The 26,405-nt window shown below is 58.1% G+C and carries 26 protein-coding genes; 15 read left to right on the plus strand and 11 right to left on the minus strand.

Annotated features, from left to right (window positions below; genetic code table 11):
* The first annotated feature begins 67 nt into the window (after positions 1–67).
* Positions 68–394 carry an EF-hand domain-containing protein gene (locus BLV11_RS03910; RefSeq protein WP_091811646.1) on the plus strand — a complete coding sequence of 109 codons (327 nt, stop codon included), beginning with the start codon at positions 68–70 and terminating at the stop codon, positions 392–394.
* An 81-nt stretch (positions 395–475) separates the two neighbouring features.
* On the opposite strand, the gene BLV11_RS03915 is transcribed toward BLV11_RS03910, so the two are convergent.
* Positions 476–1,285: a crotonase/enoyl-CoA hydratase family protein gene (locus tag BLV11_RS03915; RefSeq protein WP_091811647.1), complete on the minus strand. Its 810-nt coding sequence runs from the start codon at positions 1,283–1,285 to the stop codon at positions 476–478.
* Between the two features lie 144 nt (positions 1,286–1,429).
* Complete coding sequence (locus tag BLV11_RS18290; protein ID WP_175528278.1) at positions 1,430–1,597, minus strand: hypothetical protein; 168 nt, start codon at positions 1,595–1,597, stop codon at positions 1,430–1,432.
* Between the two features lie 330 nt (positions 1,598–1,927).
* Here BLV11_RS18290 and BLV11_RS03920 point away from each other — a divergent pair, with 330 nt between their 5' ends.
* The 3 genes from BLV11_RS03920 (at position 1,928) to BLV11_RS03930 (ending at position 6,255) form a co-directional block, all read left to right on the plus strand.
* Positions 1,928–2,170: a hypothetical protein gene (locus tag BLV11_RS03920; protein WP_091811648.1), complete on the plus strand. Its 243-nt coding sequence runs from the start codon at positions 1,928–1,930 to the stop codon at positions 2,168–2,170.
* 196 nt (positions 2,171–2,366) lie between these two features.
* Positions 2,367–4,394 carry a PhoX family protein gene (locus BLV11_RS03925; RefSeq protein ID WP_091811649.1) on the plus strand — a complete coding sequence of 676 codons (2,028 nt, stop codon included), beginning with the start codon at positions 2,367–2,369 and terminating at the stop codon, positions 4,392–4,394.
* 208 nt (positions 4,395–4,602) lie between these two features.
* Positions 4,603–6,255: a methyl-accepting chemotaxis protein gene (locus tag BLV11_RS03930; protein WP_091811650.1), complete on the plus strand. Its 1,653-nt coding sequence runs from the start codon at positions 4,603–4,605 to the stop codon at positions 6,253–6,255.
* On the opposite strand, the gene BLV11_RS03935 is transcribed toward BLV11_RS03930, so the two are convergent.
* The gene (locus BLV11_RS03935) at positions 6,240–7,127 is read right to left on the minus strand and encodes a LysR family transcriptional regulator ArgP (RefSeq protein WP_091811651.1); all 888 of its coding nucleotides are present in this window, start codon (positions 7,125–7,127) and stop codon (positions 6,240–6,242) included. The two genes, BLV11_RS03930 and BLV11_RS03935, sit on opposite strands and share 16 nt — an antisense overlap.
* Before the next feature lie 104 nt (positions 7,128–7,231).
* Here BLV11_RS03935 and BLV11_RS03940 point away from each other — a divergent pair, with 104 nt between their 5' ends.
* The 4 genes from BLV11_RS03940 to BLV11_RS03955 all read left to right on the plus strand — a co-directional run bounded on the left by BLV11_RS03940 (position 7,232) and on the right by BLV11_RS03955 (position 11,323).
* A complete protein-coding gene (locus BLV11_RS03940; protein WP_091811652.1) occupies positions 7,232–7,855 on the plus strand; it encodes a LysE/ArgO family amino acid transporter in 624 nt (207 codons plus the stop codon).
* Between the two features lie 82 nt (positions 7,856–7,937).
* Complete coding sequence (locus tag BLV11_RS03945; RefSeq protein ID WP_091811653.1) at positions 7,938–8,300, plus strand: DUF4870 family protein; 363 nt, start codon at positions 7,938–7,940, stop codon at positions 8,298–8,300.
* Between the two features lie 467 nt (positions 8,301–8,767).
* The gene (locus BLV11_RS03950) at positions 8,768–9,835 is read left to right on the plus strand and encodes an OmpA family protein (protein ID WP_175528279.1); all 1,068 of its coding nucleotides are present in this window, start codon (positions 8,768–8,770) and stop codon (positions 9,833–9,835) included.
* A 27-nt stretch (positions 9,836–9,862) separates the two neighbouring features.
* Positions 9,863–11,323: a thrombospondin type 3 repeat-containing protein gene (locus tag BLV11_RS03955; RefSeq protein ID WP_091811655.1), complete on the plus strand. Its 1,461-nt coding sequence runs from the start codon at positions 9,863–9,865 to the stop codon at positions 11,321–11,323.
* Between the two features lie 226 nt (positions 11,324–11,549).
* Here the strand turns inward: BLV11_RS03955 and BLV11_RS03960 are convergent, their stop codons facing one another.
* The 5 genes from BLV11_RS03960 to BLV11_RS03980 form a co-directional block, all read right to left on the minus strand.
* A complete protein-coding gene (locus tag BLV11_RS03960) occupies positions 11,550–11,840 on the minus strand; it encodes a DUF6316 family protein (RefSeq protein ID WP_091811656.1) in 291 nt (96 codons plus the stop codon).
* Between the two features lie 445 nt (positions 11,841–12,285).
* Positions 12,286–13,401 (minus strand): DUF1513 domain-containing protein, encoded by a 1,116-nt coding sequence (locus BLV11_RS03965; protein ID WP_091811657.1) that lies wholly within the window; start codon positions 13,399–13,401, stop codon positions 12,286–12,288.
* A gap of 2 nt (positions 13,402–13,403) precedes the next feature.
* Positions 13,404–14,435 (minus strand): imelysin family protein, encoded by a 1,032-nt coding sequence (locus BLV11_RS03970; RefSeq protein ID WP_091811658.1) that lies wholly within the window; start codon positions 14,433–14,435, stop codon positions 13,404–13,406.
* Between the two features lie 16 nt (positions 14,436–14,451).
* Entirely contained in the window at positions 14,452–15,855 is a 1,404-nt protein-coding gene (locus BLV11_RS03975) for a di-heme oxidoreductase family protein (RefSeq protein ID WP_091811659.1), read from the minus strand.
* Positions 15,856–15,970: 115 nt separating this feature from the next.
* A complete protein-coding gene (locus BLV11_RS03980) occupies positions 15,971–17,311 on the minus strand; it encodes an imelysin family protein (protein ID WP_091811660.1) in 1,341 nt (446 codons plus the stop codon).
* A gap of 157 nt (positions 17,312–17,468) precedes the next feature.
* Here BLV11_RS03980 and BLV11_RS03985 point away from each other — a divergent pair, with 157 nt between their 5' ends.
* The 4 genes from BLV11_RS03985 (at position 17,469) to BLV11_RS04000 (ending at position 20,832) form a co-directional block, all read left to right on the plus strand.
* Positions 17,469–18,308 carry a 23S rRNA (adenine(2030)-N(6))-methyltransferase RlmJ gene (locus BLV11_RS03985; protein ID WP_091811661.1) on the plus strand — a complete coding sequence of 280 codons (840 nt, stop codon included), beginning with the start codon at positions 17,469–17,471 and terminating at the stop codon, positions 18,306–18,308.
* A 97-nt stretch (positions 18,309–18,405) separates the two neighbouring features.
* A complete protein-coding gene (locus tag BLV11_RS03990; protein ID WP_091811662.1) occupies positions 18,406–19,653 on the plus strand; it encodes a hypothetical protein in 1,248 nt (415 codons plus the stop codon).
* A gap of 50 nt (positions 19,654–19,703) precedes the next feature.
* Positions 19,704–20,510, plus strand: a complete 807-nt coding sequence (locus tag BLV11_RS03995; RefSeq protein WP_091811663.1) for a mechanosensitive ion channel family protein — start codon at positions 19,704–19,706, stop codon at positions 20,508–20,510.
* 25 nt (positions 20,511–20,535) lie between these two features.
* The gene (locus BLV11_RS04000; protein WP_091811664.1) at positions 20,536–20,832 is read left to right on the plus strand and encodes a GIY-YIG nuclease family protein; all 297 of its coding nucleotides are present in this window, start codon (positions 20,536–20,538) and stop codon (positions 20,830–20,832) included.
* A gap of 10 nt (positions 20,833–20,842) precedes the next feature.
* Here BLV11_RS04000 and BLV11_RS04005 read toward each other — a convergent pair whose 3' ends face one another.
* Positions 20,843–21,604, minus strand: a complete 762-nt coding sequence (locus BLV11_RS04005) for an SDR family oxidoreductase (RefSeq protein ID WP_091811665.1) — start codon at positions 21,602–21,604, stop codon at positions 20,843–20,845.
* Entirely contained in the window at positions 21,601–22,494 is an 894-nt protein-coding gene (locus BLV11_RS04010) for an alpha/beta hydrolase (RefSeq protein WP_091811666.1), read from the minus strand. Before BLV11_RS04010 ends, BLV11_RS04005 begins: the two co-directional genes overlap by 4 nt.
* A 218-nt stretch (positions 22,495–22,712) precedes the next feature.
* Between BLV11_RS04010 and BLV11_RS04015 the strand changes: the two genes are divergently transcribed.
* Positions 22,713–23,735 carry an alpha/beta hydrolase gene (locus BLV11_RS04015; RefSeq protein WP_091811835.1) on the plus strand — a complete coding sequence of 341 codons (1,023 nt, stop codon included), beginning with the start codon at positions 22,713–22,715 and terminating at the stop codon, positions 23,733–23,735.
* Between the two features lie 130 nt (positions 23,736–23,865).
* On the plus strand, positions 23,866–24,522 hold the full coding sequence (locus BLV11_RS04020) for a YiaD family glycine zipper/OmpA-like lipoprotein (RefSeq protein WP_091811667.1): 657 nt from the start codon (positions 23,866–23,868) through the stop codon (positions 24,520–24,522).
* Between the two features lie 62 nt (positions 24,523–24,584).
* Here BLV11_RS04020 and BLV11_RS04025 read toward each other — a convergent pair whose 3' ends face one another.
* Positions 24,585–24,869, minus strand: a complete 285-nt coding sequence (locus BLV11_RS04025; protein WP_091811668.1) for a hypothetical protein — start codon at positions 24,867–24,869, stop codon at positions 24,585–24,587.
* Positions 24,870–25,041: 172 nt separating this feature from the next.
* Here BLV11_RS04025 and BLV11_RS04030 point away from each other — a divergent pair, with 172 nt between their 5' ends.
* Positions 25,042–26,340, plus strand: coding sequence for a S8 family peptidase (locus BLV11_RS04030; RefSeq protein ID WP_245725907.1), 1,299 nt, complete (start codon positions 25,042–25,044; stop codon positions 26,338–26,340).
* The last annotated feature ends 65 nt before the right edge of the window (positions 26,341–26,405 follow it).

Below are 26,405 nucleotides of genomic sequence, written 5' to 3' on the forward strand. Positions count from 1 at the left end.
GAACGGGTCCGGACGCCATGGTGTGGTCGATCATTGATGAAAGCATGGCTTTGTAAAGGAGATTGCTATGAAGATCAGGACCATAACCTGTGCCACTGTCATATCGGTTTCATTGATGGCACCGTTTGCCTTTGCCGGCAGCGATTCGGCAGACAGCAGTGCCGATTCCATGGCTGGGGATATGGAAAGTTCCAGACCCAAGGCTCCAGTGTTTGAAGTTCTGGATGCAAACGCCGATGGCGTAATCAGTGCCGAAGAACTGAATGTCTATGGTGCAACCGCAGCAGGGCAGCCCGAGGCGGGAGATCCTGCAGAACTGGAAATGCGTGACATGAACGGTGATGGCAACATCACTCGCGAAGAGTTCGACGAAGGCGCTATGTCCTGGGATTGAACGCGTAGCTTTCTGGATCGCATTATTTGGATGAAAAGCCCCAGACACCCTGTGTCCGGGGCTTTTTGGTTAGCGCGAAGCTCAGAAGTCCCGTCTTTCCTGGTATTCCTGCTCCGGCTTGCCGGTGTTGCGGGCAATGGCTGTGCGCTGATTGGCGCGTCCGATCACCTTCTTCTGCAAGCGGGTCTCCCAGTCCAGGGCGGTCTTGTCCGGGGCGCTCCAGGTGCGGTTAAACAGCAGTTTGCTGGCGGCGACAGCGTCGGGTGACCGCTGGGCGAGTTCTTCTGCAAACGCCTGAGCCTGGGCCAGGGGATCGTCACAGACGCGGCTGACCAGCCCCATGGCTTTGGCCTCTTCGCCATTAAAGCGGCGTGCGGTCATGGTCAGTTCCTTGGCCAGATCAATACTGATCAGTTCGCGGAGGGTCACGGCCAGGCTCATGTCCGGAATCAGGCCCCACTTGCTCTCCATGATGGAAAACTCACAATCGCGGGTTGAGAAGCGGAAATCCGCACCCAGAGCAATCTGGAATCCGCCGCCGAAACAGTAGCCATGGGTAACCGCGATGACCGGGGCCGGTACCTGCCGCCATAGGTAACCCATATCCTGTGCGAGGTTACTGATCTTGCGGCCGGGCTTGATGAGCAGCTTGACGAAGTTGACCGGGTTTTTCATCACCTTGCCGACATCCAGGCCGGAACAGAACGCTTCGCCTGCGCCTTTGAGAATGACAACGCGAACGCTACGGTCTTTTTTCAGTTTTTTTGCCACCTGGGCGATGGCGTCAAACATCGCCATGTCCAGTCCGTTGTATTTGTCCGGGCGGTTCAGGGTAACCGTGGCAATTCCCTGCTGGATGTCCAACAGAACCCGCTGATTATCAGTGCTCATTCAACGCCTCATATCGTGCCTGTCAAAGGCCGATATGCTAACACGCGGGGGAAAGAAAGGTAGGGTGATAACAATTCTATGCCCGAGTGCGACGGGAGACCGCAGCACCCGGGTGTTTGCTCCTCCGTGGAAACCCCGCGGAAGCTACTGGCGGTTTTTGGTAATGGCGTCGCAGATGGCCTGAGCCTCGGCTGCCAGCACCTGGCACAACAGCCTGTCGCCACGCTGGCTGGCTGCAAGGAGCTGCTTCTGCTTGTGATCGTATAAACGACCCAGGAGTTCTGTCTGGTCCATCTTGTCCGGTGCGTTCATGGCTACTACCTCCCACGTCTGACACCCTGAAGTAACATCCGTTTAACTGCGTTCCCGACAGCATTGTCGGAGATCTTTACATTCCTATCGGCATTGCCCGATATACCTTTAACGCAGCATATCGCGTGCCACTCAACCAAACAGGCCGGGAATTCGCAGCCCTGCAGCGTGACCCGGAAAGTTCGCCAGACCGACCTGTCAGTTTCCTGTCGCTCTGCGACGCCGGCGGTCAATCGGTGTCCATCCCGGACCTTACTACTTTGGTAGTGGCGAAACCCGCGATCCTGAACCAGACTGGGTGACAACAATAAAAACATTGCCGGTGCTGCCATGACTAACCATTACCAGCCCGTGGGCTGTGCGGTACAGCGTACGTTGAGAAACTACCAGCAGTCAGGTCAGCTTGTTGAGCTGGTTTACAGGGATGAAGCCGGGCAGGTGCAAACGATTCACGAAGTTGTACGGGATCTGTTTTCCCGTGCCGGTGAGGATTTCATGCTGACCGGCCGCGGCAAGCTGGTCAGGCTTGATCACCTGATTCTGGTCAATGGCGAGACGCTGGCAGGGACCTGAGCCGTCGTGTCAGGCGGCTGGGGGTGTCATGGATTGCTGGTCTGAAAGCCGGGAAGGTTAAAGGTCTGAACACGAGAGTGTTTCAGTGTGTGTCATTGATGGTTCATGGTGCTGACGCGTAAGTGTCACGGCACGGTCAATTTCGGGGTTGAGACTGAACACTCCTCGTGTTCATCCCTGAGAGAGAAGACCTGAAATGGCCAAAAAAGATCTCGACCCCAATTACAACGATCCCAACTACGAGCCGGTAGTCAATGAGTCCGGCAACCTGCCGTTTGCTTCAGTTCTTGCCAACCGGATGGAACGCCGTGCCCTGATGAAGGGCAGCGTCGGTGCTGTACTGCTGGGTGTGATGGGCGGCGCCGGACTGAGCGTTGCCGGTGAAGGTCATCGTGGTAACGGGCATCCGAGCAACCACTCCCGCGCCCATCTCAACTCCAGACTTGGCTTTGCTGCTGTGGGAGTATCCACGCTGAATCAGGTGGTGGTGCCTGAGGGTTACAGTGCCAGGGCTTTTGTGCCCTGGGGTACGCCCCTCACCGGAACGCTTCCTGAGTTCTTTGACGATGGCAGCAACAGCGGTGCGGACCAGGAGCAGCAGGTGGGCATGCACCATGACGGGGTGCACTTTTTCCCCATTGACCTTAAGAATGGCGGTAACAGCTCGTCTGAAGGTTTGCTGGTGATGAACCACGAATACATCAACCAGAACGCCCTGCACCCGGCAGGTGCCACCACTTTTGCGGATGGATCCCGTCCCGATGACGAAGTACGCAAGGAAGTGGCCGCCCACGGCGTGTCTGTGATCCATATTCGTCAGGATGCGGTGGGCAACTGGTCTGTGGTTCATGGCAGTGCCTACAATCGCCGGGTCACCGGTGGCACCGAGATGGATATCCGCGGCCCGGCCCGTGGTTTCGGGAAACTGGTCACGCGCTTCAGCCCGGATGCGACCACCACCCGTGGCACCCTGAACAACTGTGCGATGGGACCAACCCCATGGGGGACCTATCTGGCGGCCGAGGAAAACTGGCATGGCTACTTCGCCAATGGTGATCCTGTCCGTCCCAAAGAGCACGTACGTCATGGTGTTGGCAGTGCGTCCCGCTACGATTGGGAGAAAGCCGCAGGTGGCGCCGATGAGTACGTGCGTTTCAACGCCTCGGCCTCTGGCGCCAGCGCCAGTGACGACTACCGCAACGAGCCGAACACGTTTGGATTTATGGTCGAGATCGACCCGTTCAATCCGGCCGCCAGACCGCAGAAGCGGACCGCCCTGGGTCGTTTCGGTCACGAGGGGGTTATCTTTGCGCCGGTTGAAGAAGGCAAGCCGGTGGTTTGCTACTCAGGTGACGACTCCCGCTTCGAGTACATCTACAAGTTTGTCTCCGCGAAGCCGTACCACGCCGCAACGGCAGACGGCAGCCTGCTCGATGAAGGTACCCTCTACGTGGCGCGCTTCAACGACGATGGCACGGGAGTTTGGCTGCCGCTGTCTCTGGACGACGATGGTTTTGTAGCGAAAATGAACGCAGCGGTTGCTGCCGGCCGGGTCGGGGATATTGCATTTGACGCACCGTTCAGCAGTCAGGCTGATGTGCTGGTGAACACGCGTCTGGCAGCAGATATTGCCGGCGCTACCCCCATGGACCGTCCCGAGTGGGGCGCGGTGGATCCTGCGAGCGGCAAGGTGTATTTCACCCTGACCAACAATTCCCGCCGGTCACCGGACGATACCAACGCGGCCAATCCCCAGGGCCCCAACCCGAACGGTCACATCATTTACTGGCGCGAGCAGGGCAACAAGCATGCTTCCAGCAGGTTTGTGTGGGACATTTTTGTCTTTGCCGGTGAGTCTGGCACTGAAACTGTGGTGGATGGCAAGTCGGTGGTGACTCTGGACGACAGCAACCTCTTCAACAGCCCGGACGGCTTGTGGTTCGACTACAACGGCCGGCTGTGGATTCAGACCGATGGCTCTGACGCGCCGCCTTACCAGAACAACATGATGCTGGCAGCAGATCCGCGCACCCGTGACATCCGTCGTTTCTTTGTCGGCCCGGTGGGCTGCGAAGTGACGGGTGTCGTGACCACCCCGGACTGCAGAACCATGTTCGTTAACATTCAGCATCCCCGTGGTAACTGGCCTGACGTTAATGTGGATCGTCCCCGCGATGCCACCGTCATTGTGACTCGGGATGACGGTGGTGTAATCGGCGGCTGATCCCGCTGAAATACCGTGTGCTTTTCACGCCGCCCAATCGGATCGCACCGGTTGGGCGGTTTCTTTCTGTGGTCTTTTTGTAAAAAAGATCGTGATCCCGGCCAAAAGCAAACTAAAGTATCAGTTATAACAACGCGGCAATTTCATAGGCTTTGGCGATGGCTGCCCTCATACGTTGTGAGCGGGGCCGGGACATACAGAGGATGATATGAAGTTGGTAGCGGGGCGAATAACAATAATGGGCGCCCTCAGCGCTCTGATCTTGCTGATTTTGGGGTTTGTGTTGGCACCATTTATGGGGTTGGAACCGGTTTCCATGGCCTTGGGGCTGCTGGTTGGTATTGCGGCAGCGACGTTCTATTTTGTTCTGCGTGTGCTGGAACCGCTGGACCGCGGTATTGACCAGCTCGCTGCGGGCGGCGATCAGAACGATAACCCCCTGCGACAGCGTTGCCAGCAACTGATCAGCGATGCTGATGCGGGCCGAGTGCTGGTGAGCTCACTCTCTTCCAATGCGGACGCCAACGCCATTTCAGCTGCTGAGGTTTCCTACGCGTCGGACCAGCTTAAGAGACGGCTGGATAGTCAGGTGCTCGAAATCGGGCAAGTCGCCGACTATGCCGGCCAGATGACGGAAACGGTGAAACAGTCTGCCCAGCAGGCCGAAGACGCCGCGGTGATGGCGCGCCAGGCGAGTGAGCAGAGTGCGGAAGGCAAGGTGGCGCTGGAAAATGCCATTGAGCGGGTGCGTCTGGTGCACCAGCAGTCCGGGGAAAATCTGCGGCTGATCCAGGAGTTGAACGAAAAATCCAATCGTATTCAGGGTGTGACCAGTGTCATTCAGGGTATCGCCGAGCAGACTAACCTGCTTGCGCTGAATGCGGCCATCGAAGCGGCCCGCGCCGGTGAGCAGGGACGGGGATTTGCGGTGGTCGCCGATGAGGTGCGCCAACTGGCCGGGCGGACGGCCCAGGCTACCGGTGAAGTGGCAGAAACCCTTGAGGAAATCCGGGGGGATACCAGCCAGATTGTGTCTCGTATCGAGAGCCTGGCTGAAAGCGTGGAAAATGGGTTGACCTCGGTTGAACAGGTCGGCGAACGGCTGACTGAAATCCGCAGTCAGTCGGATCAGCTGGAGCAGAGAGTATCACTGATCGCCGACAATGATCAGCGCAATGATGAGAGCCTTCAGCATATCTTTCAGGCTATTGGCTCGCTGAAAGACCAGATCTCAGAGAGCGACGTCAGCGTGGAGTCTCTGGCGACCCAGGCCAGTACCCTGATGGAGCTTGCGGAAGATGCCAATGCGGCATACGCACGCAGCAGTGAAACCAGCTACCACCAGTTTTTCTATCATCGTGCCCGTGAAGGCGCTGCGCGGATTGGGGAGTTGTTTGAGCAGGCCCTGCGTGATGGCCGCCTGACCGACAAGGCGTTGTTCGATGCCTCGCGTACTCCGGTGCCGGGCACTGAACCGGCCAAGTACACCTCTGGGTTTGACCGTTTTACCGACGACAAGCTGCCGTCGGTGCAGGAGTCAGTCAAAGACGCTCATCCGGCGCTGGTCTTTGCCATTGCCTGTGCTCCCGATGGGTACGTGCCGACCCACAACCGTGAATTTGCCCATCCACACACCGGAAACCCCGAGGTCGATCTGGTGCGCAGTCGCAGCAAGCGGCTGTTCAACGACCGCACCGGTGCCCGTTGTGGCAGTCATACCGAGGACATGTTGCTGCAGACCTATCGCCGTGACACCGGGGAAATCATGCATGACCTGTCGGTGCCGATCTATGTGAATGGTCGCCATTGGGGTGGCTTCCGTCTGGGCTATCGCCCCAACGAAACTCAGCCCGGGACCTGAAGGCAACGTTGGGCTTTGCGAATCAGGGTACTGGTCAATCGCTCCATAAAATCGCCGCCATGGCGCCAGTAGTGCCAATAGAGATTGACCGCGATCCCTTCACCAGGGGCCAGATCCGCCAGATCGCCTGAGGCCACCAGTGGGTGTCCCTGGTGGTCCGGGATCATGCCGTAGCCCATGCCGGCCTGTGCCAGCCTGACAAACCCCTCAGACGACGGACACAAGTGGTAGGGGAAGCGGCCATGATAGCCTCGCTGAGCCAGGAACCGGTGTTGTAGCTGGTCATCAGGCCCGAAGACAATCGCCGGTGCATCGCGGAAGGCGGCCTGCTGTGGTCCTTCCGGAAAGTGGTGGGCCAGGTAGTCGGGGCGGGCAAGCGCACGGTACGTCATGTGCCCGAGGAGAGTGCTGCGTGCACCAGCAACGGGTTGGTCGCCGCTGCACAGGCAGGCGGCGACATCGCCTTCGCGCATGCGCCTCAGGCCGATGTCCTGGTCTTCAATCACCAGATCCAGCAGCAGTCCCTCTTCGCGGCAGAATTCCCCAATAGCGTCTGCCCACCAGGTAGCCAGACTGTCAGCATTCAGGGCAATGCGCAGGCGGGTCCGGTCGGCATTGAGCCCGGGCAGCGTGCGACCGAGATCCCGCTCCAACAATTGCACCTGTTGGGCATGGTTGAGTAAGCGCTGCCCGGTAGGCGTCGCCTGAAGTGTTGGGCTGCGGATCAGTACCGGTTGTCCGAGGCGGGCTTCCAGCAGTTTTATCCGTTGGGACACCGCTGATTGTGACAGGCCCAGTGCAACGCCGGCTCTTTCAAAACCTCCGGCTTCAATCACCGTCACGAGGGCTTCGAGCAGTTTGTAATCAAGCATAAGAAAAATTAATGCAGTATTAGAAGTATGAGTTTCTAGTATAGTTGATCGCGCCGTATCCTCGTCGCACAGGTTTCATGGACTATCGGCAGGAGAGGTGTCCGGTGCTGGAAAGCTATCTGACAGGGCTTGTTGTTTGCGGCGGCATTATTGTGGCGATCGGCGCCCAGAATGCCTATCTACTGGGGCAGGCGATACGCCGGGAGCACCACTGGTGGGTGGCTGGTGTCTGCATGAGCTCCGATGCCATCCTTTTTACAGCCGGTACGTTTGGGCTTAGTGCGGCCTTGCTGGCGTTTCCTCAGGCACTGGATGTCTTCCGCTGGCTCGGGGTGGTCTTTCTTGTCTGGCTTGCACTTCAGGCAAGCTGGCGCGCGATCAACGGCCGCGAGGCACTTCGTGCGGAAGAGAAGCCGGTGGCGGTGAGTCTTCGCAACGTGTTGCTCACGACACTGGCGGTTACTCTGCTGAATCCCCAGGTCTATCTCGACACCTTGCTGCTGATTCCCGCCGTCGGGGCCCAGCAAGCGAATCCTTTGACATTTGTGATTGGTGCCGCCAGTGCTTCGGTCTTGTGGTTTGGTATGCTGGCCTGGGCCGGTGCGGCGCTGGCTCCGTGGTTGGCCCGCCCGCTGGCATGGCGGCTGATCGACGGGGTGATTGCGGTGATGATGACCGTCATTGCTCTCCATCTTGCCAGTAACGGTATCCGCTTGCCGTCTGCCTGAGTTTGCAAAGGCGGGTAGATGGCTGGCGAAGTGGAGATATTGTGGTAACGTGAATGAAGTCCTATGCCCGAGGAGAACCCACTTGGCTGATCAGGAATTCATTCCCGCAGACTCCACCCGTAACATTCGGGAGGCCGAACCGGCCCGCAATCTGGCGGTGGCGGTGTACATCCTTCAGGCGCTGGTGTTTTTCACCGGGGGAATAACCGCACTGGCGGGGGTGATCGTCAATTACATCAAACTGGACGAAGTCACCGGCACCTGGATCGAACCCCATTTCCGCTGGCAGATCCGAACCTTCTGGCTTGGTCTTTTCTGGACCGTGCTTGGCACCATAACCACCATTCTGCTGATTGGCTGGCTGATCCTTCTGCTGACATCGATCTGGCTCATCTATCGAGTGGTCAAAGGGGCGCTGGCATTGAATGACAGGACGGCACCCTGACGCGGTTTGCTGGTCCACCAGGAGCTGCTGGCCAGTCTGGGGTATGCCATTCTGATCGAGATTTGGCTGCCAACCCTCTATTTTACAAGATTTTTCTTTCCAATATTTCCGGCGCGTCAGGAAGAAAACCTAATGACAGCCGGTGCTTGCGGCCTCATCAGACTGATTGTCGGCCTGAACTGACAAATGTGACGAGTGTCTCACTCCGGAATGGTCAACTAGCGTCGGTGAATATCTGATATATTCTTAGTACAAACGTTCCAAAATAACTGAAGGTTATAAAAAATAGGCGCTAAAACATCGTGTTACATGATTGTTGTATGAACTTTCAATGCGTTGCTAATTGAAGTTCAACCGCACATGAATTCGGTGATACAACAGTAAGTGAAAATACTGCTTGTTAATTGATGCCGGTTCTCTGGAGCCGGGTAATGGAATGTATATCAATAATCCACGTGAGGGTTGGAATGACTCAATTTAGAAAGCAAGCGCTGGTTGCAGCGCTGGCAATGGCCTCGACCGCTCCGGTGTTTGCCACAGACAGTGTGCAGCACACCAGTGAGCTTTCCGTCATGGGTGTCTACATCGAGCCGGACAGTGACCGTACCGATGAGTATGGCTCCGCGGCTCGTATTATCTATGGTCTTCGTCTGGACCAGAACTGGTGGGTAGAACCTCAGTTCACCACGGGTGTTATGGAAACCGGCATTGCGGGAGCAACTGACTTCTATCATCAGGAGCTCGGAGCAGATATCAGCTATCGCCTGTTTGGTGACGCCGAGTTTACACCGTACGTTCTTGTGGGTGGGGGGCTCTCCCGCAACGACGTGGCAAATGACCGTTCCAAGGAGTTCGCCGGTTACGCCAACGCAGGCCTGGGTCTGCTGACGTCTCCGTTGACGGAATCCGGACTGCGCCTGCGTGCCGATGCCCGTTACCTCTTTGATACCTTCTCCGACAACTATTCCGACATTCAGATTGGTTTGGGTATCACTGTGCCCATCGGTGTCACCCGCCGTCAGATCGTTGAGAAAGTGACTGTGATTGAGCGTCCGGTGGTTGTGGAATCCGAGCGTGTCGTCCAGTTGGCTGATTCTGACAACGATGGTGTTGTGGACGGTGTGGACCAGTGCCCGAACACCCTCGAAGGTCTGCAGGTCAACGCAGTGGGTTGTGTGGATACGGCTGAGGCACAGAGTGTGGTACTGCGCGGTGTTACCTTCGAGTTCAACTCGAACCGCCTGACCGCAAACGCACGGGATATCCTGAACCGGGCAGCCGATGCGCTGAACGGGCAAACGGACCTGAAGGTTGAACTGGCTGGCCATACCGACAACGTCGGTTCCGAGTCCTACAACCAGCAGCTGTCCCAGAAGCGTGCAGACGCGGTACGTGAGTACCTGATCGAGATGGGAGTCAATGCGGGTCAGATGTCCGCCGTTGGCTACGGGGAGTCACAACCGATTCGGAGTAACGATACAGAGGAAGGTCGTGAACGGAATCGTCGTGTGGAGTTCAACGTCGTTTCCGAATGACGTTGATAACTATTTGAGGTGTATAGGATGAAGATGAAACTGAACTTTCCCCTGATTCTGCTGGTCGCGATCTTTGTGTCGCTGGCGGGCTGTAAAACCGGTGGCGGTGAGTCCGCCGGCAACGGCTCCGTTGCTGGCGATTCCACGGTATTTGACCAGGACGGCGATGGCGTTCCGGATAACGAGGATTCCTGCCCTAACACCGTTAACTCTGGTGTAGACCAAGATGCCGATGGCATTGATGATGCGTGCGATACTGATATCGCAGCCAGTGATGACCTCGATGGCGATGGTGTGCTGAACGGTGAGGACAACTGCCCGACCGTTGCGAATGCAGATCAGCTGAATACCGATAATGACCTGTCCGGTGACGCTTGTGATACCGATGACGACGGTGATGGGGTAGAAGACGCCTCAGATAACTGCCCGCTCATCGCAAACAAGGCCCAGACTGATACCGACGGGGATGGCATTGGCGACGCTTGTGACAGCGATATCGACAATGACGGTACCGATAACGGTACTGACGAGTGCCCGTACGAAGCGGATAAGACTACTGGTCCGTGTGCAGCCGACAGTGATGGCGACGGTGTCCCTGATACCTATCCTAACGCAGCGCCCTATACCGGTAATGGCACGGCTGGTACCCAGTGGGATAACTGTACCAATATCGCAAACCCGGATCAGGCCGATACCGATGGAGATGGCGCGGGTGATGTGTGCGATACCGATACTGACGGTGATGGTGTCAACGATAAAACCCCTCTGACCTTTACTGCAATCCCGGTAGCCCTGGGCGGTGATAATTGCCCGTTTGTCGCTAACGCGGATCAAGCGGACGCAGATGGTGACAACCTTGGTGACGCCTGTGACGCCGTGAACAACGCACTGTTCCAGTGTGGTGTCAGCGGTGAGCAGTACACTCCGATGCTGGCCAGCGACACCGATATTCTGGCGACCGCTCAGGCGGATACCAGTGATTGCTTGGGCTCTGAGCTGTTGGGTACCCTGACCTGTGGTGTGGAAAATCCGGAGAATGTGGTCAATCTGCCGCTGACGGACTTCGCGACCATGAGCAACACCAGTCTGCTGAACTTCCTGCTCAACCCGCTGGGACTGCCGTCGGAAGTTCGCCTGAACGTGGCTGCGACGTCCGGTTTTGCATACCCGGCTGCTAACGTGATCGGCGTGGCATTCGAGGAAAGTGCATCCCTGCTGGAGCTGGATCTGCAAGGTGGTGATATTGCGGTACGTACGTTGCTCAACGGCGAAGTGGTTCAGGACAGTGCTGACATTTCAGGCGTTGGCCTTGATCTGCTGGGCCTGTCTGGTCTGTTCGATACGGAAGAGACTAGCTTCCTGATCTTCCAGACGGCTGCTCGCTTTGACACGGTTCAGATCTACAGCAGCTCAAACATTGCTTCCCTGCTCGAAAGCGTGCAGATCAAAGCAGTCTGTGCGAGCAAGACCGACGTGTTTACCCCCTGATATAGGGTAGACGTGCGGTAATACCAACAAACCCCGGTTTTCCGGGGTTTGTTGCGTTTGGAGGGCGAGAAAGTGGCGGACGTTCAAGTGAGCACCGAGGTGTCGTCAGCTATTAAGTATCGCTGGTCGGTGTGAGAGTTTACCGTAGGGGAGGCTGGTCAGGTGTCAGTAAGCCAGTGTGGGCTTGAGTGAACAGCCCCTTGGGAAGTCGAAGCGGATTTTCGTATCAGCCTATCGACCACTTCTGAACAATTGACTGCGCCTCGGCACACAGGCCGCAGTTGGTCTTTTTGCAGATTTGCGGGTCATGCATATGGAAGCCATTGAAGGAGTCGTAGGCAGGCCGGCCCGGCTTATCCAGGTATTGCTCCAGGTGAAGGGACAGCGCCCGTTTGGCTTCTGACAGCGAGGGGTATGGGCCGAGGTCGGTTTCTTCCCTGGTCAGTACATACCAGCCCACGTCGGTTTCAACGAAGCGTGCTGGCAAGTCCTTTTTGATCTCGTTTTTTTTCGACATGGGGCATCCTACGGGTATCAGTCGCCAATAGGGTTATCGGTGCTCAAGAAACCACTGAACAGAATGCTGGCTTGCTAGCGAAGCAGGCTTGGCCTGCTGCAGTCCCTTGATGTTGGGGCAATCCATGACTGATATCCGATTGCCCGCGCAGATAACCTGGCTGGTTTAGCTGTTTAGAGCGTGTCACCACGTGCCCTGGATTGCCCGTACCTTTCCTGTATGGTCGCGCTGTCCAGAGTAGTCAGTGTATCACTTCATAGTGTGATGTTGATCACAAAACGGGCGGTAGTATGGGGACGTTGCAGCGAGTTCGCAAGCCCATTTCAATCCTGTTTCAGAGACGGTTGAATTGCTTGGGGTTATGTCCGGTGTTTTGTGTGTCCGGGAAGATGAAATTTTTGTAGTCTGCCCGGATTCCTCCAAACCCTCTGTGCAGGCGAGCGGTCTAAAGGCTGGTGACTGCGGTCAGGTGATTGTCCCAATGCAGATCCATGGCCTGCAGTTGCATCAGTTGGCTCAGGTCTGCCGGTAGCCGCTGCACCGTTCCGCTCCCCGTGGTCACCAGAAACCCGTCTTCCCCGGCGACCATGACCCCTGCGCAATCCGTCAGGTCGACACTTCTGGCGAGTTTGCCGTTGTGGTGGTTAATCACCAGAAGTTTGTTGCCACGGGGCGCGGTGATCGCAGTCAGTGGCAATTGCGGGTGTACTGCGATGCTGGCGATGTAATTGTTGAGGCAGGGCTGGAGTTCATGGCCAAGATCCAGCTCCCCGAACTCGCCATTGGTGGTATCGAGGCGTGCGATTAGTGGTGGTGTCTGCCATTGCGGGCCCTGGAACTGGTAGCCGGCGATGACAATCCCGCCCGGGCTGATGTCCAGGTGGCGGCAGCTGAGCTGGTGGTGGGATGGTCGGTGTCGCTGCAGAATTTCGCCGGTGTGACGATTGATCAGCAGCAGGGCCGGCGCCATGGTGTCCAGGTTGAGTTTGATCCGACGGTAGTCGGGGTGGGTCTGTATTCCACCGAGTGCGACCACCAGAGTATTGCCATCCGGATGCATTCGCAGCTCGTGAGGGCCGATACCACCGGCCGCCAGTTGTCCGGTACGGCGATAACCCTTCAGGGCATCGTATATGCCAATAAACCCTTCGCCAGAGGGGGCGTGGTTCTCCGTGGCGTACAGATAGCGACCATCCGGACTGAAGGTACCATGGCCGTAGAAGTGATGGTCGCTGATTGCCTCAACGGTTGCCGCCAGTTGGCCCCGGGCAAGGTCGATGACGTAGAAATGGCGACCAGGACGCCGGGCGAACAGCAGCACCTCTTGAGCGTTAGGGCGCTGACAGCCCCCATGACAGCGGTCGGCTACCGTTATTCTGGCCTTCAGATGGCCCTCACGATTCAGACCGATCAGGGTGTGCTCTCCGTGGACGGTGTCGGCGGCGCTGAACAAAAGTTCTTCGGATTTTCGCGGTCGTGACAGCCGTGCGCAACCCATGGGGATGCCTGCCAGTACAAGACCCGTCATGCCAAGCCGGAGAAACTGTCGCCGATCCGTCATGCTCAGTCTCCATCGCTGGCATTAAAGCCACGAACAATGCCGAGGGTCGTGGCTATGTCATCGGTCAGCAGTTGTTCCAGCAGCTCCACATCAATGTAGAGCGCCTGCAGCTTGCCGTAACCCTCGCCGGCCAGCAGCGCGGTCATGCCGTCAGGAAGCTGGTCAAAATTGGCGAGGGTTTCACTGAACCTGGCCGTTAGTTTTGCCTGGAGCTCGGGGGTGCCAGCCATGCTCAGTTCGAGGTTCATGCCCGGCAGAAACAGAGTCTGAAGACCCTCAAGGCTGGCGCGGACGGCGGCGAGGGATGTTTCGCTGCGCCAGGCGTCGGCCTGATAGGGATTGCGCCGATCGTTGCCTCGCAGGCCCATGGGCGCGCCAAGACGACGGTCACGGATCACCTCAATCGCGGTCATGGCTGCCTGTACGGTGGCGGTGGTATAGCGCTCGTTGGACTCATAAAAGGGCGCCATAGCCTGCCACTGGGACGCGAGTGCGTCCGTGTTATCGACGATATGTTGGCTGATCGCGGTTAACAGGACGCAGCTGCGCTCTGCGGGCAGGGCCTGACCGGTTTGCTGGAACCGAGGGTCCCATAACAGGTATTCCAGTGCAGGAAAACCCTGAATTGCAACGCTGGCAGCGGCAATGCTATGGCTGTTTAAGTCACCCTCCTGGCTGAGCCAGTGGTTGACCTTGCTGGCCACCAGGTTTTTGGCATCGGGCCAGAACTGGAATTGCCAGGCGAGACTGTTGTGCTCAATGGGCCCAAAGTCCACGAAGCGCACCCGTTGCCACGACCAGAACGCAGCCTGCCAGGCATGCTGAACCTGACTGAGCCGGTTGTTATCTGGTGCAGCGCAGTAGCTGGTCGCTGCCTCGGCCAGGCTGCTGCTGGCATCCACCAGTTGGCGATAACCGCCGGCTATGTCCTGGTGCCAGCGCAGTCTGGATTCGTCGGCCCGGCTGGCCAAAGAGCCGGAAGCCAAACTCACGGCCAGAAAGTGGATAGCCAGTGGACGAACGCTTACGGCCATGAGGGAAGGTCTCCGTTTAGAGGGATTCAAGGAACCGGATCAGGGCAGCGCGATCATCCGCCGCCAGGGCTTGATAATGGTCGTTGGCCGGTTGGGCTTCTCCGCTGTGCCAGAGTATGGCTTCTTCCAGGGTTCGGGCGCGGCCATCGTGCAGGAATCCGGCGCGGGGCAGCACGGTCTGGGCGAGCCCCAGGCCCCAGAGTGGCGGCGTCCGCCATTCTCTACCGTCGGCGAGGAACTCTGAACGCCCGTCGGCGAGACCATCGCCAAGGTCGTGGAGCAGCAGGTCAGTGTAAGGCCAGATCGTCTGGTTGCTCAGTTCTGCACGGCCCGGGACAGTTCCTGTCTGGTGGCGCGGCGTGTGGCAGCCAGCACAGCCGCTGTCATTGAACAGTTCTGCGCCCCGCCTGACCTGGGGGTCATTAAGATCACGGCGGGCAGGTACGGCCAGACTGCTGGCATAGAACGTCACGAAGTCAGCAATCTTGTCGCTGACTTCCGGGTTGCCGCCATCGGGAAAGCGCTGACAGGCCTGGCTTGCGGTGCAGTCGGTAGACGGACTGAGACTGGAGGTCAGTCCCATATCCCCGGCAAAAGCGCCCAGGCTTTGCTGGCGTATGTTGGGCTCGGCGGCTTTCCAGCCAAAACGACCAAGGGTCGTGCTCTGCGCCGCCTTGTCCCAGACCCGGTTGGCTTTGCCGGAGATGCCATCGCCGTTGCGGTCGCCGATGTCCTCCCGAGCCAGTAAGGTGGCTTCCGGAATCGCCTCCAGCAGGCCGAGGCCAATCATCGGGGGGGCCATACGGGGTGACGTCAGCAGGTCGTCAGGAAGAGGGCCGTAGTTGGGATTGCGGATATGGTAGCTCGGGGTGCGAAGGCTGACCTCGCTGCCATCATCCAGGACCTCGGTGCGAGCCTGCCATTCGACCACCAGTTCTGCTTCTGGCAACGTGCCGGGAATGGCCGCGGTCTGGAGCTGGCTGCCATAGACGGGAGCGGGCACAAATCCGTGCTTCTGTAACAGTTCGCCATCCCGTTCTGGGTCGGCGGGAACCGCCAGGCGCAGGAAGAGTGATACCGACGGGCCCTGTTCATCCTGCGGATGACCGCGGCCATCTTTTATATGGCAGCCCTGGCAGGAGTTGGTGTTGAACAGCGGGCCGAGGCCGTCGCGGGCGTCGGTACTGGCCGGCGCCACCACCCAGGGATTGCGGAAAAAGCTGTTGCCAACGCTGAAGTCCAGTCGCCGGGTCATGGACTGGTTCGCCATGGGCAGGGAATAGGCGTTGTGGTCAAACTGACGGACGCTGCCTTCGCCGCCACTGAGTTCGCTGTCCTGAACCGGAAAGCCTTCTGCTGTAGCTGGGTGACTCAGGGCCAGGACCAGGGAGGCGAAAATCAGGGGGTACAGGGTGGGCATGGTCGTTATCCTTAAAACGTCATGGCGAGCAGGCCGGGGTTAGCCGGCTACTCGCCATGACCTGTATTAACGTCGGCCTCTCTTTCCGGGCCGGATCAACTCGCTGGACTGACGGTCAGAACGTGTGGCCGGCGTCGTCCGGTTGCAGTGCCGCAACACCAACCCGCTGTGCCACCTGCTCAATGCTGCCGGTCTGGGTAACCAGGGCGCTGATGGCTGAATTGATGGCTGCGGCGCCTTGTTCGTTGGCGGGTGCGATCATCATGTCGAACCGGATGGGAGCTTCGGAGGACTCGGCCGCTGCCTGGATCTTGCCGAGGGCGGCCATGGACGCTTCGAGTTGCCGGGTCAGTGTGGCATTCAGTTCAGGGTCGGACTCTGCAACCAGAGCGGACAGCGAAGGTCCGCTCAGAACGGTACCGTCCACTCGGGTGTAGCGACCGGTATACACGTTCTGAACGCCCTGGCCGTTGTAGAAGTGGGAGTTGTGGGTGTTGTCGCTGAAGCAGTCGTGTTCGTCTTCATAAGAATTTGCTTCCAGTGCCACTTTCATCCGTTCACCGGCCAGTTCACCCAAGGACAGCGAGCCCATACCGAACAGCATTTTCTGGAACACGTCCGTGGGGGCCATGGCGGTCAGCTCGCTGCGGTAGTTGGGCGCGCTGGCCGGGCTCCACTGGGACACCATCCATTCCAGATCGTTAACCAGCAGTTCACTGGCTGCTTTCAGGTAGCTTCCGCGGCGTTCGCAGTTGCCGTTGGAACAGGCGTCGCCGGTTGCAAAGTCTGTGGCAGGACGGTCACCGGCACCGGCTTCAAACCCGTTCAGATCCTGGCCCCAGAGCAGGAATTCGATGGCATGGTAGCCGGTGGCAACGTTGGCTTCGGAGCCGCCGATTTCATTGAGGTCTGCCAGCAATTGGGGGGTCAGGTTGGTAACATCGATGGTTTCACCACCGACATTGATTTCGGAACTGGCCACAATGTTAACGGTGGCGCCGCCGTTACCAAGTTCGTACTGGTAGCCGTCGCCCGCCACGTAGTCGATCAGTCCTTCGTCCAGCGGCCAGGCGTTCAGCTGGCCTTCCCAGTCATCGACCACGGCATTGCCGAAACGGAATACCTCACTCTGCTGGTAAGGCACGCGAGCTGCGAGCCAGGCCTCTCTGGCGGCGTCCAGGGTGGTGTCGTCGGGATTGGCTATCAGTGCATCAATCGCGTTATCAAGCCGCCGGGCTGTGATCAGGGCGTCTTCGTAGGTGGCCTGGGCAAGGTCGGCGTAATGGGAGACGACTGCGGACCTGTCGATGGATGGTACCGGAGCCTGTTGCTCGGAGGCCGGTTGCGCTGATACCTGCTCGATGTTGGGGCTGTCGTCTTGATTGCTGCAGGCGGTGATCAGGGTCAGGGTGGTGGTGGCGAGCACCAGTGGTTTCAGGTGTTGGCGGGCAGCCATGAGTGTTGCTCCCTAATAGTGCAAATAAAAATACGAGTGATTATTAATTGTGATTATAAGTCTGGGGTATTCAAATGCAACGGGATTGTTATCTTGAACTTGCCGGCATCCAGGTGATCGGGCCTAATGCAGGTGCTGTTGGGAACAGGACTATTTCATGCTCAGTTATTTGCACGCTTTCCATGCCGGCAATTACGCCGACGTTCAGAAACACGCGGCTTTGACCCTGGCACTCGCCATGATGGAAGCCAAATCCAGCGCCATTGCCTGTTTTGATACCCATGCCGGGAGCGGGCTGTACGAACTCGACAGCGATCGCGCCCGAAAGACTGCGGAAGCCGACCGTGGTATCCGCCGGGTATGGGATCACCGTGACGCCCTGGTGTCTGCCGACTGGCAGCCCTTACTCGAGATTCTGACAACCATTAATGGTCATGCTGGCCCGCTCAGTCGCTATGCCGGGTCGCCGGAATGGTTTCTTCGTTTCCTGCGAGCACAGGATTCGCTGACGCTCTATGAGCTGCATTCGTCGGAGGGGGAGCAGTTAAGCTCGGTGGTCGGGGGGCGGAACGCCCGGGTCCGCCGCGAAGATGGTCTTAAGGGTTTACTCCGGGCCCTGCCGCCGAAGGCACCCCGTCTGCTGGCGCTGGTGGACCCGTCCTATGAAATCAAGGAGGATTACGCAGCGGTGGCCAAGACCCTGGAAAAAGCCTGGCGGCTTTGCCGACACGGTGTTTTTCTGATCTGGTATCCGATACTCACGGAAGGCCATGAGCGGACCTTGCTGGAGGCGGTCAGGGCCAGTACGGTACGTAAGGTGTTGCGTAATGAGTTGCGTCTGGTGAATCCCCCGGTACGCGGGATGATCGGAACCGGCCTGCTGGTGGTCAATCCGCCCTGGCAATTTCCTGAACGGCTGGAGACCATGCTGGGTGAGGTCTGTAAGTCCGATCTTCTGGACACGACAATGACACAAGACTGGCTGGTACCTGAGTAATCTGATGAACCAAGGTAAGGTTTAGAGGGTTCTGGGGTGCACTGGCTCGAAGGCGAGCCCCTTCGACATTCGGTATGACTTGATAGGGAGAGAGGCGTTGGCGGATAAGTCCAATGGCGAGGAGCTGACCCCGGCTCCGGTGGAGGAGTTGGTTTCTCTCAGCAGCTGGCAGGTGCCGGCGGCCTCTGTACGGCGTACGCTGAGGGAAGCGTTAACAACCTTTGCCGGACATTTCCGGGAGCCGTTCCAGGATGGTGCTTCGACGTTTGAAGTGGAGTCTGACATCGAGTCGCTGTCGCCCTACCAGTTACGTCGTTTTGCGCCAGACCCGGATCGTCAGTGTCGGGCCGAGGCGTTGGCCGAAGCCCTTGACCGGCGTAGGGGAGAGGGCCGCAAGGCAGCGGAAGGCATGAGTTTTATCGTAACCCCACCCTACTCCGGGGTCGCCGAGAGTCTGACCCTGATAGCCGAGCAGCGTCAGTGGCGGGTGATCTCCCCGCCCGACAATCTTCTGCTCAGCGAGGCTGAGGCCGAGGCCTGGTGGGATGAGCAGGCGCTGTCTGACGGTTGCTGGGTTATCCCTGAGCTGGCCCGGTTCTGGTTGCGTCACCGCTCCGGTCTGGCGTTGCTGACAGCGCTGTTCGGGCGATTGGCGGCGATGGCTCAGGTACCCGCGCTGATTGGTTGCAGCAGCTGGTGCTGGAGTTTCTGGGTGCGCTATCTGCCTTGCCAGAGCCTGTATCCGCTCACCCTGCCAGCCACAACCTCCGCGAAACTTGAAGTCTGGTTGGCGTCCTTGCCTGGTCGGCGGCAGGCCTCATCGCTGAGGGTTCGGCAGACCAATAACGGACATTGGGTGCTGGCGGGCGATGTCGATACCGAGGCCAATGGTTTCAAGCGCAGCGGCCTGTTACGGGACCTTGCGGCAATGGCCCGGGGCAACCCGGGAGTGGCGTTGGCGCTTTGGCGCAAATCTCTGCGTGCCCGGCCTGACGAATGCCTGTCTGAAGACGAGCAAAGTGATGAGTTGACCGCCGTGCAGCCGGGGGAGCGCAAGTGCTGGGTTATTCCTCTGGATCAGCTGACACTGCCGCTGGTACCTGCGGGCGCCAGCCGTGAGGTGACCGGTGTCCTGCACACGCTGTTGCTCCATGGCGATCTGGATGAGCCTGGCCTGAAGTTGGCCTTGTCGTTGCGCGAAACCAATCTGCGCCTGGCCCTGCAACACCTCGCCCGTCATGAATTGATCGAGTGCAGCGATGAGCGCTGGCAAGTGACGGCCCTGGCTTACCCCTCGGTGCGCCGGACCTTGCAGGGGTCGGGTTATCCGGTGGATGGCTTCTAGAAGCTTGCCTTCATGGTGTGGATTGAATGAACCGATATTGAGGCGGAACAATGGATGATATTGGCCTGAAACTGAAAGATACGTTGGCGTCGCTGACCTCGGAATCCTTGTTGTCCGCGCTTGCGCTGGTGGTGGTCGCCTCCCTGTTGATCATGGCCATCCAGACCGTAATTCCCCGCCTGGCCCAGAGGATTGAAGGCAAGGCGCGATACTATGTGCTGGCGTCGGTGCCATTGCTGCGCCTGCTGATCATTGTGGGCACCATTGTGTTGGTGGTACCAACGCTGGTGGAGCCTACGGTCAGCAACATGCTGGCCATTTTTGGAACTCTGGGGCTGGCGCTCGGCTTTGCCTTCAAGGATTACATCAACAGCCTGATTGCCGGCATCGTGACGTTGTATGAAATGCCGTATCGCCCCGGAGACTGGATTGAAATTGAGGGTCAGTACGGCGAGGTCAAGCGGATTGGAGCGCGTACCGCTGAAATCCTGACGCCGGATGATACCACCGTGGTGATTCCCCACGGTCAGTTGTGGAGCGCGCTGATTGCAAACGGCAATGACGGCACGGATAACCTGATGTGTGCCGCTTCTTTTTATCTTGAGCCGAACCATAATATCCGGCAGGTACGTGAAGTGCTGAGAGATGTGGCTTATACCAGCCCGCTGATCAAGAGCTGGTTGCCGGTTAAGGTGGTGGTCAGCAACTCGCCCCATGGCATGAACTACCGGGTCAAGGCCTATCCGCTGGCGCCCCGGGACCAGTTCGAGTTCACCAGTGATTTGACCGCCAGGGGCGCAGAGGCCCTGGCGGAGATCGGGGTGCCCTTTGTCACGGCTCCGGCCCTGGCGCAATAACTCAGCGGCTGGTGGGAAGGTCTGTGTGAAGGATTGGTATCTCTACCTGGTTCGAACCGCAAAGGGGGCGCTCTATACCGGCATTACCACGGATGTGGATCGCCGTTTCGCCGAGCATCAGGCAGGGAATGGTGCAAGGGCGTTGCGGGGCAAGGGGCCGCTGACTCTGGCCTACTCGACCGTGGTGGGGGAGCGTGGCCTTGCCGCACGGCTGGAATGGCAGGTCAAACAGTGGCCCAAAAACCGGAAGGAAGCGCTGGTCAGGGGGGGCTTTCCCCTGCCGGGCCTGGACACGGCAGGGAATGACCCAAAGGACGACTGAACGAATCGGCTCAGTGGCTGAGCACACTCATCATGTTACGAGTGAAGATGGCGGGCAGCCATTTGTTGGCCATCGCCAGGGTTTTGAACTGGAGGCCGACCAGGTGGTGTACCTCACTGGAGGTGCTGGCTTTCCAGACTTCGTCCGCGAGATCCTCGGCGGTCAGGTTGACGCCAAGGCGTTCGATCACCGGAGCGCGGAAGGTCTGTTTTTCCACCATCGGCGTTTTGACGAATGGCGTCATGACATCCTGAACCAGAATGTCATGGGCTTTCCACTCGATATTAAGCGCTTCGGTCAGCCCCCGCACAGCGAACTTTGAGGCCGAGTAGCTGGCGAAGTGCGGGGTGCCGTACATTGCCGACGCCGAGCTCATATTGATCATTCGGGCTCCGGGGGTTTGCTTGAGCAGCGGGAAGGCCGCCATGCTCATGCGGATCAGTCCGGTCACGTTGATGTCGATGATGCGGGCATGATCGGCCATGGCAATGTCTTCAAACTGGCCAATATGCAAAATGCCCGCGCAGTTGAACAAAATATCCAGGGTGCCATTACTGAACTCGCTGAAGGCCTTGATTGCTGCGCTGACGGCGGCGTCATCGGTGACGTCAAGCTGATGGGTCCAGTGTTGGCCACCAAGAGACTTGTTCAGGTTCTCCAGGGCGTCGCTGTTGATGTCCAGAAGACCCAGACGCCAGCCCTCACGGGCGAAACGGCGAGCGGTTGCAGCACCGATGCCGGAAGCGGCGCCGGTAATCAGTATGGTTTTCATAGCGTCATGTTACTCCGGATGTGTTCCCCTGCGGTGTGCAAGGCCTCGCTGGCACGGGCAAGCTGCCCGGCATGAATCTGGAAAACGTGCCACAGGCTGTTATAGATCTCCAGCCGGACAGGCGTTGCCTGCTGGCGGGCCTTATTGGCCAGCCGCTTGGAATCATTAAGCAGGATTTCTTCACTGCCGACCTGGATCAGGATAGGGGGCAGGCCCGACAGGTCGCCATAGATGGGCGAGATGTAAGGCGCTGTGACCGATTCGTTACCACGGTACAGCTGCGCAGCGTTGTCGATCCAGGGCTGTGGGATGACCGCCTCGGTGACTGGGCGGGACAGTTCGCTCTGACTGAGGTCGGTCCAGGGTGAAAAGACCGTCAGCGAGCTGGGCAGGGGCAATTGCTCGTCCCGCAGTCGCATGGCCAGTGCGAGCGATAGCCCGCCGCCGGCGGAATCCCCGGCGATGGCAATGTGTTTGGGCTCGTAGCCCTCGCTGAGTAAGGCCTGGTAGGCCGACATGGCGTCATCCAGCGCGGCGGGATAAGGGTGCTCAGGTGCCAGCCGGTAATCCAGGGTGAATATTGTCGCGCCGCTGGATTTGGCCAGATGCCCGGTAATCCCTCGGTGGGTCTGGGCGGAGCCGATAATGTAGGCTCCGCCGTGAAGGTACAGAACGGCGTGTTTGCTACCCGTGCCGTAATGGGTCTTGAGGGTTGGAACCCCACCCAGTTCGGTGTTCTCGAACTGACAGCCCCGTGGTGGAATAGAGCTGCGGTAGGCTTGCCGGGTAAGCATGCGCTGCAGGGAAACGGGAACCAGCGGGTTCAGAACCGGCTTGACCAGGTGCAGCATGGTTTGCCGCAGTCCTGTTGCAAGGGCTGACTGGAGCATCCGGTATCTCCTTGAAAATTTAGGCGGTAAACGGATAAGCATAGTTAACTTTGGTTATATGGCCATTGGTTGTAATGACGTTACGGAACGTCAGGATGCTGAACGTCACCGGCCGGAAATTCCCCACCCCTGAAAATTCGGAAGTTATTCGGCAGCCGTGGTGTGCTAACCTTTCGATACTCCGAACGAACCTCTGTAAGACAGGCAGCAAGACCCTCGTGTACTGGAAGACCGACAACATCGAAATCCCGGACTGGAGCCGCGATTCCCTGCTGGGAAAGCTGAACCCCTTTGCGGCGGATATGCCTAACGAGCTGTGTGACGAAGCGATCGCTTACTGTCGCTACTATGGCCTTGATCTGTGGCTTGAGCACCCGAAGGTGGAATACCGGCAGGGCTACCTGATGGCTGGCGGGCATCAGGTTGTGCTCCATTATTACCGCTCACCCGATGCCAAGACGACAAAAGGTACGGTGTTCATTTTGCACGGTTACTTTGATCATGTCGGGCTCTACAGCCAGCTGATCGACCGTTGTCTGGGGGCCGGTTTTGATGTGCTGGCCTATGACCAGCCGGGGCACGGGCTTTCCAGCGGCACTCCAGCGGCCATTGGCAGTTTCATGGAATACCAGTCAGTGTTGTGTGATGTCATCGCCAAGGTTCGGGGACACGTGGCCGGGCCATGGTTTGCCGTTGGTCAGAGCACCGGGGGGGCTATCCTGATCGACTACCTGCTTTCCAATCAGCATGATCAGGACTCATCGGAATTCGAGAAAGTCGTGCTGCTGGCCCCGCTGGTAAGGCCGATGGGGTGGCTGGGAGCCAAGGTTCTGCACAGTCTGGTGCGTCCGTTTATCAAACGCTGGCGCAGGCTGTTTTCTGAGAACAGTGGCAACAGCCGGTTCCTCAAGTTCCTGCGTGAGCACGATCCGCTGCAGGCCCGGGCCGTGCATGTTGACTGGGTAAGTGCGCTGCGTTTGTGGGTTCCCCACATTGAGTCCTGTCGTCCGGTGGAGTTCCCGGTGACGGTGGTTCAGGGTGAAAAGGATCTGACGGTGGACTGGCAGCACAACCTGCGGATTATCAGGAACAAGTTTGCCACAGTGAATGAAATACGGATTCCCGATGGACGCCACCATCTGGTCAATGAAGCACAGGATCTTCAGGCAACGGTTTTTAACAGTATTATTGATACGTTTTCCGGTAACCTGTCGGCACAATCGTTTTCCCGGGCCTCGTAAAGGAACCGGGGGTCGGTCAGTGCCATGCATTACAAACATGTAAGAGAGTGCCCATAGTCAGGCAACTCAATTACCTTCATAAATAGACAATAAGCAACTTATTGTGCAGATGTATGCTGAGAGGTGAGTAGTGAAGAAAACAATTCTGGCAGTCACAGTAGCGGCAACACTGAGTGGTTGTATGACCTACGATCCGTATACTGGCGAAGAGCAGGTGTCTAGCGCCACGACCGGTTCCATTATTGGTGCGATTGGTGGTGCGGCCATTGGTGCGGCGACCTCCAGCAAAAGCGACCGCGGCAAGGGTGCCCTGATTGGCGCGGCAGCCGGTGGAGCCCTGGGTGGCGGTATCGGTTATTACATGGATCGTCAGGAAGCGGAGCTTCGTCAGAAGCTGGAAGGCACTGGTGTTCGTGTCGTACGTAACGGTGATCAGATTGACCTGGTCATGCCCGGTAACATCACGTTTGATGTCAACCAGTCCACCATCAAGCCGTCATTCAGTGGGGTGCTTGAATCTGTCGCTCTGGTGCTGAAAGAGTTCGATCAGAACGCCATCAATATTGCCGGCTATACCGATAGCACGGGCTCCCTGAACTACAACCAGCTGCTGAGTGAGCGTCGGGCCGGGTCCGTTCGTGACTTCCTGCTGGCCCAGGGGGTTGAGCCTGCGCGTACCCGCGCTGTGGGTTACGGTCCACGTAATCCGATTGCAACGAATGAAACCGCTGCAGGTCGTGAGCAGAACCGCCGCGTCGAGTTGAGCCTGATTCCTTACCAGCAGTAATCGGGTATCACTGTCCTTTCCTGCCTCCTTGCCCATTTGGGCAAAGGGGCAGGGAAGGTTGGTCAGTTTGTGTTGCTGGGAAGCCAGTCCTCAATGGTTTTTCTGAGTTCCTCCAGCTGATTCCCGCCAGCTTCCTGAATCTCATACAATGTCTTTCGGCCCAGCTCGATATTTTCCTCCAAAGCCAGTACCTGCTCAGCAAACTCCCTTTCAATTTTTTCCCTGATCTGATCATCCGACGCCTCGCTAAGACGTTTCTCCAGATCCTCTTGAAGCTCGGTTAAGCGTTTAGTCCAGTTCCTGCTCTGGCTTTCCAGATCGTCGATCATAGAGCGTTTCAGGGGCATACATGATTCCTCTTTTCCCGTTACTTCATGGGGTATTCGGGCCAATTTCACGTCCGGGCACGGATTTTGGCGATTAGATGGAACCCCGGCATGGAGTGGCTCGTGTAAAGAGTTTAGACCGTTCACTGCCGCTGTCAGTGAATTTCAGTTAACAATAAGAAGGAATAAAATCTTGCTAACCAAACGTGCCTTGTCTTCGGCTCTCATTGCCGCCTGTCTGTCCATGCCCGCTGCCCACGCCGGTTTGTTGGGCTCAACAAATACGAACAGTAACGACACCTCATCGGTGCCAGGAGCCGAAGTGCCCGGTCGTTACATTCTCACCCTGAGTCCGGAACTGCCCCGTTTGATCGGCGTTGACAGTCTGCTCAGCGGAGTTGAAGCCCTGCTGGTCGCGGTAGGCGGTGGAGAACTCGACCATCTGTATGAGCACGCGATGAGCGGTGCGGCGATTCGGGTGGATGCAAGCCAGGCTGCAATGCTCGCGGCCATGCCCGGCGTCGAGGCTGTGGAACCCGATAGTGTTGTTGGCGTTAATGACATTCAGTCCAATGCGACGTGGGGCCTGGATCGGGTCGACCAGAGATACCTTCCGCTGAACGAGAGCTATCAGTATCCGGCCAACGCCGGAGAGGGCGTCAGCGTCTATGTCATTGATACCGGTATTCGTGCCAGCCACACAGAGTTTGCGGGCCGGGTGATTGAAGGACGGAACTTTGTGGCGGTCGGCGGCGGCTTGCTTGGGGGTGGTTTGCTGGGTGGCGGCGGTCTGCTTGGCGGCGGCCTGTTCGGTGGTGGTGACAGTGGTGACGATGACAACGCTGCCGATACGGCCGACTGTAACGGGCACGGTACCCATGTGGCGAGTACCGCAACGGGCAGTGTCTATGGCGTTGCCAAGGCCGCTTCGGTGGCTGCGGTAAGGGTGCTGGACTGTGCCGGTTCCGGTTTTAATTCCGATGTCATTGCCGGTGTCGATTGGGTTGCCGCGAATCACGTGGCTCCGGCTGTCGCCAATATGTCCCTGGGCGGTGGTAACTCAGATGCTCTGGACAACGCGGTGCGGGGGGCTGTGGAGGCTGGTGTGACCTTTGTGGTTGCTGCGGGCAATGACAATACGGATGCCTGCACCGGTTCTCCCAACCGGGTCGCGGAAGCAATAACGGTTGGTAGTACCACCCAGGCGGATGCCCGGTCGTCGTTCTCAAACTATGGCACCTGTGTGGATATTTTTGCACCGGGCTCATCGATTACCGCAGCCTGGTATAACGGTGATAATCAGACCAACACCATCAGCGGAACGTCCATGGCGTCACCCCACGTTGCCGGTGCGGCGGCTTTGGTCCTCGGCCAGCAGTCGCAGTTGAGCCCTGCGGAGGTTGCCAGCGAGCTGCAGTCGCTGGGTTCCGGGAATGTGCTGACCGGTATTGGCGGCGGCTCTCCCAACCTGCTGCTGAATATTCCACGCTAATCCGCAGGTCCTGAAACACAAAGGCCGGAGCATGTGCTCCGGCCTTTGTGTTTATGTGGTTTGTC

The organism is Marinobacter mobilis (genome assembly GCF_900106945.1).
Taxonomy (GTDB): domain Bacteria; phylum Pseudomonadota; class Gammaproteobacteria; order Pseudomonadales; family Oleiphilaceae; genus Marinobacter; species Marinobacter mobilis.